Origin of the sequence: Rossellomorea sp. GAMAL-10_SWC, from assembly GCF_049568075.1 — a bacterium.
Taxonomy (GTDB): Bacteria; Bacillota; Bacilli; order Bacillales; family Bacillaceae_G; genus Gottfriedia.
In genome coordinates this window covers 1584964-1598039 of record NZ_CP144911.1, presented here as the reverse complement: position 1 = coordinate 1598039, position 13076 = coordinate 1584964, and the positions used below count along the sequence as shown (strand labels likewise).

At 31.9% G+C, this 13076-nt stretch carries 10 protein-coding genes; all 10 read right to left on the bottom strand.

Annotation, left to right across the window (positions count from 1 at the left end):
* Positions 1–7: 7 nt before the first annotated feature.
* The 10 genes from V5E38_RS07745 to V5E38_RS07700 all read right to left on the bottom strand — a co-directional run bounded on the left by V5E38_RS07745 (position 8) and on the right by V5E38_RS07700 (position 13076).
* Positions 8–1447 carry an MDR family MFS transporter gene (locus V5E38_RS07745; RefSeq protein WP_499212799.1) on the bottom strand — a complete coding sequence of 480 codons (1440 nt, stop codon included), beginning with the start codon at positions 1445–1447 and terminating at the stop codon, positions 8–10.
* Between the two features lie 116 nt (positions 1448–1563).
* A complete protein-coding gene (gene msrA / locus V5E38_RS07740) occupies positions 1564–2082 on the bottom strand; it encodes a peptide-methionine (S)-S-oxide reductase (RefSeq protein WP_499213536.1) in 519 nt (172 codons plus the stop codon).
* Positions 2083–2332: 250 nt separating this feature from the next.
* Positions 2333–4045: an FTR1 family iron permease gene (locus V5E38_RS07735; protein ID WP_499212798.1), complete on the bottom strand. Its 1713-nt coding sequence runs from the start codon at positions 4043–4045 to the stop codon at positions 2333–2335.
* A gap of 12 nt (positions 4046–4057) precedes the next feature.
* Positions 4058–5308 carry a Dyp-type peroxidase gene (gene efeB / locus V5E38_RS07730; RefSeq protein WP_499212797.1) on the bottom strand — a complete coding sequence of 417 codons (1251 nt, stop codon included), beginning with the start codon at positions 5306–5308 and terminating at the stop codon, positions 4058–4060.
* A 1-nt stretch (position 5309) separates the two neighbouring features.
* The gene (gene efeO, locus V5E38_RS07725; protein ID WP_499212796.1) at positions 5310–6158 is read right to left on the bottom strand and encodes an EfeM/EfeO family lipoprotein; all 849 of its coding nucleotides are present in this window, start codon (positions 6156–6158) and stop codon (positions 5310–5312) included.
* A 293-nt stretch (positions 6159–6451) separates the two neighbouring features.
* Complete coding sequence (locus tag V5E38_RS07720; RefSeq protein ID WP_499212795.1) at positions 6452–7759, bottom strand: D-arabinono-1,4-lactone oxidase; 1308 nt, start codon at positions 7757–7759, stop codon at positions 6452–6454.
* The gene (locus V5E38_RS07715; protein ID WP_499212794.1) at positions 7747–8922 is read right to left on the bottom strand and encodes an amino acid deaminase/aldolase; all 1176 of its coding nucleotides are present in this window, start codon (positions 8920–8922) and stop codon (positions 7747–7749) included. The genes V5E38_RS07720 and V5E38_RS07715 overlap by 13 nt, the downstream gene beginning before the upstream one ends.
* Positions 8923–9018: 96 nt before the next feature.
* Entirely contained in the window at positions 9019–11292 is a 2274-nt protein-coding gene (locus tag V5E38_RS07710; protein WP_499212793.1) for an AAA domain-containing protein, read from the bottom strand.
* Positions 11293–11645: 353 nt separating this feature from the next.
* Complete coding sequence (locus tag V5E38_RS07705) at positions 11646–12038, bottom strand: hypothetical protein (protein ID WP_499212792.1); 393 nt, start codon at positions 12036–12038, stop codon at positions 11646–11648.
* 297 nt (positions 12039–12335) lie between these two features.
* On the bottom strand, positions 12336–13076 hold the full coding sequence (locus V5E38_RS07700; protein ID WP_499212791.1) for an esterase family protein: 741 nt from the start codon (positions 13074–13076) through the stop codon (positions 12336–12338).

The following is a 13076-nucleotide window of genomic DNA, read 5'->3' as shown; positions in this document are numbered from 1 at the left end:
TTCTATATTAGTGTGCTGTTTCAACCTTTTTTTCTTCAGATTGTTCAGACGGTAAAAATAAGACGAAAATAAACGTAATAATACTAAATATCGCCATAAATAAAGTAATGATTTCAAAACCAGCAGTTACAGCTTTTACTGTCGATAGATGATTGATTTGATTATGAGCATTAAGTACTAATTTTTGACCATTCAATACTTCAGATGCCTTTATCGTAAAAATGGTTCCTAACACAGCAACCGTAATTGTTTGCGAAAAAGTATTTAAAAAGGAATTTGCGGCAATTGCAATACCCCTTTGGTTCATACCTACAGCTGATGAAATTAGGATCATATAAATTGGAAAAGATAATCCGAAGCCAAGTCCTAAAAATGCATTAAATGGATAAATTAATATTTTTGAATCATGGAAAAAGTTCATCCCTAAGGCACCTATAATACATAAGAAAGCACCTAATAGGATAATATTTCTTGCCTTCATTTTCTTAATGAAACGACCAGATAAAAATGAACCTAATGTCCAAGCAAATGAAAGTGGAATTAACATTAAACCTGACTGTGTCGCACTTAATCCAAACACACTTTGATTATAAACTGGTAAATACACCTCGATCGAGATTAGAAGTGCATGTGCAATAAACATTGCTGCATATGTTACAACTAAATGACGGATTTTGAATAAAGAAAGTGGTAATAATGGTTCCTTTGCTCTTGTTTCAACAAAAAGAAATAACGCAAATAAAATAATTGCAAATGCAAAAAGGAAAAGTAAATTCGGAGAAGTCCAGTTATGTTGTTCTCCCCCTACAACTAAAGCATATAAAGCTGATAAAGTACTTAATATAAAAAGAATGGACCCTAAATAATCAATTGAAATATTATTTTTGCGGTCAATTTTTTGGTGATAGTATTTCCAAAATAGAATAATAGAAATGATTCCGAATGGAAAATTAATAAAAAAGATATAACGCCAAGAAATGAAGTCTACAAAAAATCCTCCAACTAATGGACCGATTACACTTGAAACTGCCCATACTGCACTAATATATCCTTGCACCTTAGCCCTTTCTTGGAATGGATACAAATCACTTATTACCGTCATCGTTAAAGGTAATGCAGCTCCAGCACCTAGTCCTTGAATTGTACGAAATAATATTAATTGACCCATATTTTGTGAAAAACCACATAAAACTGAACCTAAAATAAATAAAATGATACCAAACATTAATAAGTTTTTGCGACCATATAAATCCGATAGTTTCCCATAAATCGGTGTTGTTACAGTCATTGCTAACATATAAGCTGCAAAAATCCAACTCATCAACTTAACACCAGATAATTCTGTAGTGATAGTAGGTGTGGCAGTTGTAATAATCGTCCCTTCAATCGCAGACAATGTAACAGCTACCAACAACCCGATCGTCACTAGCCTTCGATTTGTTTCCATAGTATACCTCCATCCGAGAGCAGATATAAGGATTGTATTTTTTTAGAATAGACAAATATTCCTATGCACCCTTAAAAATAATAGAAGCTCTAATGGAGCTTCTATTGTTTCATTGCCTACTTTTTCCAATTTGATTCAATAAATTCGTCTCTTCCAGACATCGCTCTATCTTCTTTATAGTGTTTTGGATTTTTTTTATGATAGTCTTGGTGATACTCTTCAGCCTCATAAAAAGTAGTTGCCTGTAATATTTCAGTTACGATCGGTTTCTTAAAAATATTACTTTCAATTAATTTTTCTTTTGATTCCATTGCTTCCTTAAGTTGTGAATCATTATGAACAAAGATTGCAGCTCGGTATTGTGAACCTCTATCTTGGAATTGACCGTCTGGATCTGTTGGGTCAATTTGTGGCCAAAATAATTCTAATAGTTTTTTGTATGAGAATAATTCATCGTCAAATGTAATTTGAACTACTTCATAATGACCAGTAGTCCCCTTTTTAACCTCTTCATACGTAGGGTTTTCTAATACTCCACCCATATAACCTGAAACAATACCATGTATACCAGGTAAATCCTCAAACGGTGTTACCATACACCAAAAACAACCACCTGCAAATGTAGCTTTTTGAATCATTTTAAATATCCTCCTTACATCACCTAGTTTACATAATATTATTATGACAAACCTGTATATTTCTTTAATCTTATCTTATCTCTTTTAAAAGAATTTTTAAATATTTTAGCTCATAATTTTCCAATTTTTTATAAAATGAATTCCGCTAGCCTGATTGGACCTTTAAAAACTGAAAAGACGATAAAAAACAGACATCAATTGTCTATTTGAATGACAATTATGTCTGTTTTCTTATACTTATACTGTTTTAAGCAGCAATTGACTTATTATTGTTTTTGATTCTTGTTCCAACGAACAACCAAATCACAAATAGTAATAAAATTAGTTGTGGAATGATACTTTCAAGGGATGGATAAATCCCTAATTTAGGTATTGTTGGAAAAATAGTACTCATATGGTCTGGCATATAGCCAATTCCTTGTAATGCATGAATACTTTGACCAATGAATTTAAACGTTAAGTAATAAATACATAAACTTGCGATTGTAAAAAAGGGCTTTAAAGGAATAAATTTGCTTCCTTTTAAGATGAAAATTCCAATTATAACAAGTAATATAATTCCACCTGCAAAACCAGTAATCAATTCTTTCGCTGTAATTGAAGAACTCATACCGATATAGAATACGACAGTTTCGGCACCTTCTCTAAATACTGCGAAAAATGAAAGTAAACTTAATGAAAGAATTCCTCCGCCTGCGATAGCTGCTTTTGCTTTTTCTTTCATCTTACTACCATATTCTTGTTGACGAGATTGTTTATGCAACCATAACCCAACTGTTAACATGAAAACAACTGCAATTAGACCAGAGATCCCTTCAATTAATTGATTACTAATTCCTGCTGAGATTTTTGATAATAAAAACTGGAATAATAAACCGGCTACTAAACTAGCTAGAATACCAAAAGCACCACCAACGAAAATCCACTTACGTGCTGATTCTTGTTTACCTTTTGACACTAATGCTAGTAAAGCAGAAATAATAATTAAAGCCTCTAAACCCTCACGAAATACAATAGTTCCTGCATCAAACATCGTATAAGATGTTTTCTTCGTAGCTAAGTTTAAATTGTTTTGAATTTGTTTTAATGTTTTCATCGTTGTTGCAGATTTTGGCTTTTCAGTTAACTGAGTTAATGCAATGGATGTATCATTTTCAATCTTCTTATATAATTCCATTGAATTTGCTTGAACCATTACTTCAACATATGGCCAATCTTGTATAAATTCATTAAATGTTGATTGTGCTTTCTCTGTATCATTTGATTCTACATCATTGATTGTTTGATCGAGTAGTTTAATTGCTTTCTCAATACTTACTTCTTTTGTTGAGTCACTACTTGGATTATTCAATACATCAATTAATTTAGTAAAAGAATCATTTATTTTAGTAATTGAAGGATTTTCAGTAAACAATGTTGACCTTGAAGTAATCATATTTGCTTCGATTGAACCATAAAAACCACTGTTTGCTTTTCTTATATCATTTTCTACCTTCGACCATTCAATTTCAAAAAGCTTATACTCTGATTGTGCTTTTTCCCAATTCGATTCATTTGATAAAGTTTTAACATTATTTAAATGAGATACTAGTTTAGTAAGATTAATTTGAGAAAGATCTTTTTTATCATTCGTATTTTCGATCCACTTTTCTGTTTCAAAAGCTATCCCGCGAATATCATCTTTTACTGTTGAAAGTTCATTTTGATCAATATCTTTAATCGCTTGGTCAACTAGTTTATTTAATTTTGAAGTTTTCTTCCCATTTTTAATTAAATCTTTAATCGCTAATAAATCTGTTTTTACTTTTTCTTTTTCACCATTTTTAACTTCTGTTAAAGAGTTACCAATATGTGAAAGTACTTGTTCTTGAAGATCAGTTTCAGCAAATATTTTATGAAACGGACTAATTATTAAACTAAAAAATAGTAAACTAGCTATTATAAGTATATTTTTTTTCATGCAATTCACCTACTAAAGTAATCCTTCACCAATATAGCTTCCGTTCTTAACCCCTGGGAAGCATGCAAATACTGCACTACCATTATGCTCAATGTATTCGTTCAATAAATCCATTTTCGCTAATTTATCTTGTAAAGGAATAAATTGTTTTTCTAAGTCTCTTTGGAAACTAACAAATAGTAAGCCTGCATCTAATTTTCCTGTTTGGATATCAAGTCCGTCAGTATATGAATAAGATCTTCTTAAAATTTTAATTTTTCCGTTTCCTTTTGCTAAAGCCACATGTGAATTTGCAGGAATCATTAATTTCCCATTATCATCTGTTTTCTTTAAATCGATTTTAGCAAATTCACTATTTTCACCTATTGGTGCACCAGATGCTCTGTGACGTCCAAATGTTTGTTCTTGATCTTGTAATGAACTACGATCCCATTCCTCAACACGGATACGAATACGTCTTGCAACTAGATAAGAACCACCTGTTAGCCAAGCTGGACCATCACCATTTTGCACCCAAATATGTGTGTTCATTTCTTTTTCATCTTTAGTATCTGGATTTCCAGTACCGTCTTTAAAGCCCATTAGGTTCCTAGGTGTACTACTAGATGGATCCGCTCCAGATGAACGTTGGAAGCCGTGCTGCATCCATTTTAAACTAACCGTTCCGCGTCCAATTCGAATCAAGTTTCTTATACCATGAAAAGCAACTTGTTGATCGTTTGCACAAACTTGAACTACGATGTCTCCACCGTTCCATTCTTCTCTTAAATCATCACCAGGGAAATGAGGTAAATCTTTTAACCCCGATGGTTTACTTGATTGAATTGATAATCGATCAAAAAACGAAGGTCCAACTCCAAATGTAAACGTAAGCTTCATTGGTTGTAAACCAGTTGCTTCACCCGTATCTATTGGTGGTGATGAAGGAAATTCAGAATCACCTAGTTCCTTACCTTCACTCATTAAAGCTGATGCTTCCGTCCATTTTTTAAACAATGTTTTGACATCTGCTTTTGAAGTAGTTTCTAGTTTAAATGACGCCAAATACATAAAATCTTGAGCAGGAGTAGTAATACCTTGTTGTTGTTTACCATAAAACGGAAGAATCTCTCTTGCATCCGCTTTAGCTGGTGAAAAGAAATTAGTTACCTTATCAGTAGCTGCTTCAATTCCAGTTGCACCAATAAGTATACCAGCTCCACCAACTCCAATAAGTTTTAATGCATCTCTTCTAGAAACTTTATTTGTTTCTAATTTTTTCATATTATTTAACCCCTAATGTTGACCCAACTTGAGAAATCGGTTCTGCTAATGCATCTACTTGTTGAGCTAATTTTTTTACTTCATCTTCTTTTAACTGTTTGTAATCAACGTATTGATCACCTTTTTTATAAGTATTTAATGTTGTCATTAATTCACTGAATCTTGTTTCAATTGTTGAAGCTAAATCAGCATCTTTTGATTTTAATTTTTCAGATAGTAATTGAACGATTTTATCTGAACCTTCTACGTTAGCTGCAAAATCAGCTAAATCAGTATGAGAATATCGCTCTTCTTCACCAGTAACCTTAGAAGATGATACTTCATTTAATAATTCCACTGGACCAGTTACAAATAATACAGGATCTATTTCAGCTGTTTCTACTTTTGCTCTTAAGTAGTTAGCATCTTTCATAAGTTGTTCTGTATATTTTTCAAGACCTTTTGTTGTATTTTGAACCCAAAGAACTTGCTCAATTTTATGGAAGCCAGTCCACTCGTTAGCAGGTACATCACCTTCACGTGCATCGATTTTTGGATCTAAATCGCCAAATGATTCTGCTACTGGTTCAATTCTTTCGTAATATGAACGACTAATTGGATATAAACGTTTTGCTTCTTCCATGTTTCCTGCATTAATTGCATCAACGAACTTCTGTGTATTTGATACGAACTCTTCCGTTTGAGATACTACGAAATCTCTATAATTATTAATCTCTGAATCTAAATTTATTTTTGCTTCTACTTTTGTTTCTTTTTTTACATTACTAGCTTCTTCACTTTTTTGTGCACAACCTGCCATCATTAAACTTGTAGCAAGCGAAATTGCGATCATTGTAGTTTGCTTCTTCATGAAAATACCCCCGAAAAATCTAAATTAAATATATGTAATAGATATTGATAACTTTTCTCATTACTTATCATAATACAATTGATAAATATTTTCAATTAGATTTTCATAAAAAAATGACTGAAGCTTGTTCAGTCATTTTCACGCTGTTTAGAATAGTACTTATTAATTAGGCCAAGTTTTCTAATTAATTTCACTTAATGTTCGTACTTTTATCTATTTCCACTTATATAATTAAGATATTACAGCTGAAAACTATTAAATCATTTAACTGCAAGACTTATTACAAACAACTATTATTCAATCTTAAATAATTTCGCTAAATAAGCATTCACAAAAATATTATTCTTATCTAATAGTCTTCGTATAGTAAGAAAGTTAGATAATGATGGATACGAGTGATTTAGTTTGTCTATATTCATCGAATGCATTTTTCCCCAATGTGGTCTGCCGTTATAGCTTTGAAGAATTTCTTCTATTCTATTAAAATAGTCTTGATGATCCATTCCTTTATACATATGGATTGCGATATACCCTGAATCACGCATCGAAGCAGGACTTATTAAAAAATTATCTCCTTTTACAAATCGACATTCGATTGGGAAATGGACGTTAAATCGTTTATTTTTTATTTCTTCTTGTATTTCTAACGTCGCTTCATTCATATATTCAGCTGGAATACTGTATTCCATTTCGTTAAATTTTACATTTCGAGTTGTTGCAAATAATTCATGGCTCGGTCCGACCATCCTTGTATTTGGAACACTGCTACCACTTATTTTACTAATTTGAGAACTACTTTTTGGGAAGTTTCTACTAAATTCACTTAATAACCAGAATGCTTTATTTTCAATGGTTGCTACCTTCCATTTTTCTAATTTAAATGAATGCTTCTTCGTTCTAGTTTCATTCATTATCTTTACTTGAACATGATCAGAATATGGGAATAAGTAAAACTCAAAATGTTCATTTTCTTTTTTCAAATTTAGTAGATTACTATAAACTTCATCAATCATTATTTTTTTACTCTCATAACGATACGTTTTAGCAGGCTTTATTCTAATTTTAAATTTAACAACTATGCCAAGTAAACCTAAGGACACGCCAAATGCCCTATATATATCTGTATTTTTTGTCTTTGAACAATCTAATAGATCACCTGATGGTAATACTACTGTCATCTCTTCGATTTGTGTAGATAAAATTCCGTGATCAATTCCTGTGCCGTGTGTACCCGTTAAAAATGCTCCTGCAATCGATTGAACATTAATATCACCTAAGTTTTCTTGTGAATAACCTGATTCGTATAATTCATTTCCTAATTGCTCAAGCTTAGTTCCAGCCCAGACTTCGGCAATTTCTTCCTCTTTGTTGATTGAAATAACGCCATTTAAATTATCTAGTGACATTAAATAGTCGTTTGTTGAAATTAGTGGAGTAAATGAGTGACTTGAACCTACTACTCTTATTTTCTTATTTTCCGAGTTAGCTTTTTTAACGAGGTTTACAACTTCTTCAATCGATGAAGGATACAGTACTTGAATTGGTTTAAACTTTACACTTCCAGACCAGTTTTTCCATAACATACTTTTCATAGGAAACACCCCCTATCTCCTCTGTATGTTGTGAACCGGTCGATGATCTTATTTTTACTTACTACATATAAATGAGAAAAACGCTCAGCAATTTCACCAGACTTACTTGGTCTAAATAAAATTGCTTCTCCTATTTTTAAATCTTCATGTCCTGAATAAAAAACTGGGGTTTGAACTTCACCAGCACCTTCTAGTGGCAATAAAGTACAATGATCTGGGGAATATGGAGTTGGTAATTTTTCTTTTCCTACAGCACCTGATGCGATAAATCCTCCACTTGTGCATGTGAAAATCTTCTCCGATGATTTTCGAATGATTGGTAAAGCAAAGCCAATTGCTGGCTGATATTGAAAACTTCTGTATTCATCAAATAATGTTGGAGCGTAAAATCCTGAGCCTACTGTTACTTCAGTAACCACTTTTTCCTTTGCCGTCGAGTGAAGACTTCCAGTACCTCCACCATTTACAAATTCAAGATGGTAGCCATCTTTTTCAATGTATTTAACAATTTCTCTTCTTTTTTTCGCTATTTCACCTAATGATTTCTTCTTTAAAAACTGGATTATTTTATTTTTCAATACCCTATTTTTTGCAGCATCCCCAACCCCTGCAATTTGTGCCTCATATCCCATAATTCCTTCCAAGCGCACATTCAAGGATTGTAATATATGTGTTAGTAGCGGTACTAAATCTTTAGGTTCTTTTATTGGAGACCTTCTAACTCCAAAATGAAAACCAAAATATGATGTACTCATGTCTATGTCGATACAAAGTGGAATAACAATCTCATTTTTTGCTGCAATCTTTTCAATCATAGTAATTTGTTCAGTCTGATCCACCATACAAATGATTTTTTTACCCTTTTTTATTTGACATGCAATTTTATTTAATCCTATTACATCAACTGTTGGATAGCCGATTAATAAATTATCAAATCCATTTTCAGCAAGAAAATCTGCTTCATGGGGGTTATAGCACATTAGCCCCTCATAACAATCATTGCTCTCTAAAATATATTTTAAAACTTGTACACTACGAATTGATTTTGTAGCAATTCGTATTTTCTTACCGTTTGATTTAGCTGCAATATCATCCACATTTTGAACAAAAGCATCCCAATCTAAAAAAGCACAAGGCATAGACAATTTAGAAAATACCGATCGATCGACCATTTATTCACCTATCCCGTAGCATTTTATTTTTAATTTATGCTCAAAATTAATTAATAAGAATAAAAAAAATTACATAGAATACTTTCTATGTAACTTTTAATAGTCTATAAATCCTTTTAATACTTGACACGTTAAAGGACAATTCAATCTCGCTGAGTAATTTGATTGGTTTAAACTAACTTGTGACAAAGGAATTCCATACCATAAAAGTTCATTATCAATCATAATGAATGGTTGAACTTGATCTTTTTTAATAAAGCTTCTATTTTTTTGATTATCAAAATGAGATTCACTTATAAATAGAATTGGTATCTCAACTTCATTGATCAGTTTTCGAATTTCCAAAGACATTTTAGATAAATTAGGCATGGAGACAATTATTTTTTTCTTTGCATTTTTTAGATCATTTACTAATTCATTTTTCATGTCCATTGAATGATCCGAAAACAGTCTTAACCTCTTTGATATACTCTTTGAAAAAACCTTTTCAAACTCTTCTTTACTCACCTTGTATTCATTTTCCATTTGGAAATGAATTAACTTATTAATCGTCTTTTTTGAATTTGTTTTACTTTTTATAAATGGAATATCTGCAATATGAATAAATTTGCCACGAGCTCTAGTCAAAGCAACATTAATTAATCTTTCACTGTTTTGATCTGTAAGCAGTAATCCAGGAGAATATTGTGGTTTCGTATCAACTGAATCAAAAATGATTACGTCACACTCCGCTCCTTGAAATCGGTGAACTGTTGCGATTTGTATTGGTAATTCTCGATATTTTGTTTTCCCGATAATTTCTTTATGGAGTGCGGTAAGTAACTTTGCCTGTGCTCTATATGGCGTAACAATTCCAATTGACTTGACCCCATCTACTATACTTGAAAGAATACATTGAATTGCAATAATCGCAGATCCTAAATTATATCTAGAATTCGTATTTGAATCTTTTAAAGCATAGGTTTTAAGAAATTGAGAATTTATTAAACTATTTGCTTGCATTGGAAATGGTTTATGTTTTGCGATTTCCTGTCTTTTTTTAACAGATGGATGATCAAACACCAATGAATGATAGATTTCATTATTTGTAAACCCAGATATGGCCGGATGCATTCTCCTTTGTTGATTCAATAAAACTAAATTAATTAATGGTTCACCATTCTCTATCTTTTGGACAATACCAGTATGATGAAATAAATCTTCCTGTAGCCACTTTTTCACATTTTCATTATGAAAACATGATGCAATTGGCGGTAATTGTTTAAAATCTCCACAAACAACAATTCGTTTCCCTAATGTTGAAGCAAAGGCGATTTGTGGTGTATACGCCATACTAATTTCATCAACAATAACTAAATCGAACTGGCGTAAATAGACTAAAGGATCAATTGAACATTTGGATAGTGTAGTGCCAATCACTTTTGCTTGATCAATCAATTCTTTTTCCTTTTCACGAATTTCCCCTCGAATTTTATTTAACTTATTTTGAATTTTACTTAAATCATCTAATTCTTTTTTTGAGGCTGCCCCTCTTCTAGCTTTCCTTAGCATCGAATGCTTTCGTTCATCTAAATTTTCTAACTCAAATTGATTTATACTTCCATTTACTTCAACAAGCTTTGATGAAAGAACATCTTCGTGTTGTAATAACACTTCATCTTTTGTATAACCATAGCGGACAATCTCGCCACTTTTCCATTTATCTTTCATTTCTAATTCATGAATGACATTTTTCATTAACACATCTACTGCAGCATTAGAATGAGCTATTACTAAAACTGACTTATTTTTTTCGTAATGTTTTAAAATAATATTAGTTAAATTATAAGATTTTCCTGTACCCGGTGGCCCCCAAATATATGTTGTCGCATTATAAAACGAACGATAAATTAGCTCCTGCTTTGTTGAAACTTCTTTTTTCATTTTACTTAAATGTTTAGCAGTAGAATCAGCATTCATTACCTTCATAATTCTTTTTTGTTTACTCCGATAGTCTTTTATTTCCTCAAGTCTTTCAATTAATTGATCTAGTAACTCCCATGGTTCATTAAAAAGTTCTGCATATGGAATCGTCGAAGTAATTCTTTCATTTATTTTTATTTCAACTTGAGAACCTTTAAATGACAACAATTCACCTTGATATTCTTGATTTTCTATTTTTATTCGAACCGGCGTTCCTTCTGGGACAAAAATTTCTGCATAAATCGTAAACAAGATAACCGTACTTTGTCCAATTTGGTATAGTGGTGTCCCCGTAGAAAGGGTATAACTTCTACCACCGTGAAATTTCAAATAATTGCGTTCCGCTTCAATTGCAGTTTGCCATTCTGTGATTAACTTATTTACATCATTTAGTGTATTTACAATCATTTATTTCACCTTATTAATTTTGAAATTGATATTTATAGATTTTTCTTTAGTCACCTATTTTGCTTTAATGGGTTCCAATCATTATAGCAAACAAACGCTCCTTAACTATAACGATAGAAAGTTTAAACATTTATAGTAATTTACTTATCATACACTAGTTCATACAGTTTATTAAATTATTACAACCTATCTATTAGTCCGTTAAATTTAAGTGTAATTATTTATAATCTTTACCTATTAAATGTTCTATTCCTTACAAAAAAAGACTCCTATCAGATGAAAAAGGAGAATGATGTCATTATGAAATCATTCTCCTTCGAATAGTATAAAAATTAATATAGTGATATTACTCCTCAATAACTAGCTAAACGTTTTTCAAACTCCGCCTTAAACAGCAGAATTGCATCGATATTTAAAGCAAAATCGTGGTCACTTATATTAAAATTAGTGATAAATTCGTCTGACCTCTCACGAACCATAATTGTCGGACGAATATTGTCTCCAATAGCGTCCTGAGTTACACCACTTCCATAAAAATACCAGTTAGTTTCAGTAGCCTTATTTGCTGCATTTTTAGATAAGTCTTTTTTTATTATTTCACATAAATTATCCATAAAATCTTCATTAAGATTAATGATTTTTCCATATTCACTTTCAATAGTTAGATCGGCATCCCCATACCATATATTCCTGCTTGTTCTCTTTCCTTCATTTGAAGTATAAGTTTCATCAAACAAAATCTTCATTTTCATTACCACCCCGTTAAAATACAATTTCTTCACACTATTATACACCTATTATAAATAGTAAAAAACTTGCTGTAAGTCATAATCAAGTTTAGCATCAAATATTATTTGACATAAAATATTGGTTACCTCTTTATTCTAATACTTTTCCATAATGAAAAAAGAGGATGAACGATAATCATCCTCTTTTTGTTGTACTACTTGAGCTGGATTGACAGCTCTTTTTTTAATCTAGGAATTGCCAGTTTAATAAGATTCACTGCATAAGAATAAAATGACAATCATATTTCTGACATTTTATTTAAATAATTCCCCTAAATAATACGGCATTTGTTTTCGCCACCAAACCCAATCATGTGAAGCATCTTCGCCCCACTCATCAAACCATGCTTTAATTTGTTTTTCTTCAAATGCTTCTTTTAATGTAAAGTATGATGGCAGTCCGTCTTGTTCCCAATCACCTAGCCCGGTACAAATTATGATATCTGCTGAACGGTATCGATCTATAAACCAGCCGTCATTTTGATTCCATATGTAATCGCTTGGTGAATTTTCGTATACAAGAGGATCATTTCCATAATCTCCAAAAAAGAAACGGACATCGTAAACACCGCTAAGAGCAACGGTTGTTTGGAAGACATCCGGATGTCTTAGGAAAAAGTTCAATGCATGATACGCACCCATACTACAACCTGTTGTCATCATTGGATCAAACCAACCTGTTTTATGTTTAATAAATGGAATAGCTTCTGAAATTACATAACGATCATATGCTTCATGAGCTAATGCACGGTCATGTACCGATTTTGAGTCGTGTAGCCAACTTTCGCTATCTATGGTAGACAGTGTAAAAAACTGAACTTTTCCAGATTCTATAAAGTCATGACACACATCAATCATTCCAAAATTATTGTATTCAAAATGCGTCCCCCCAGATGAAGGAAAAACTAGGATTGGCATGCCACTGTGTCCATATCTGTTCAACTGCATTTCGCGTCCTAATTCCCCGCTCCAATGACTTAAATGTTCTTTATTCAT

Bases quoted from the DNA above. Each gene is read 5' to 3' on its own strand.
- V5E38_RS07745 (WP_499212799.1), bottom strand. From the start codon at position 1,447: ATGGAAACAAATCGAAGGCTAGTGACGATCGGGTTGTTGGTAGCTGTT.
- V5E38_RS07735 (WP_499212798.1), bottom strand. From the start codon at position 4,045: ATGAAAAAAAATATACTTATAATAGCTAGTTTACTATTTTTTAGTTTA.
- efeB (WP_499212797.1), bottom strand. From the start codon at position 5,308: ATGAAAAAATTAGAAACAAATAAAGTTTCTAGAAGAGATGCATTAAAA.
- efeO (WP_499212796.1), bottom strand. From the start codon at position 6,158: ATGAAGAAGCAAACTACAATGATCGCAATTTCGCTTGCTACAAGTTTA.
- V5E38_RS07715 (WP_499212794.1), bottom strand. From the start codon at position 8,922: ATGGTCGATCGATCGGTATTTTCTAAATTGTCTATGCCTTGTGCTTTT.
- V5E38_RS07710 (WP_499212793.1), bottom strand. From the start codon at position 11,292: ATGATTGTAAATACACTAAATGATGTAAATAAGTTAATCACAGAATGG.
- V5E38_RS07705 (WP_499212792.1), bottom strand. From the start codon at position 12,038: ATGAAGATTTTGTTTGATGAAACTTATACTTCAAATGAAGGAAAGAGA.
- V5E38_RS07700 (WP_499212791.1), bottom strand. From the start codon at position 13,076: ATGAATAAAGAACATTTAAGTCATTGGAGCGGGGAATTAGGACGCGAA.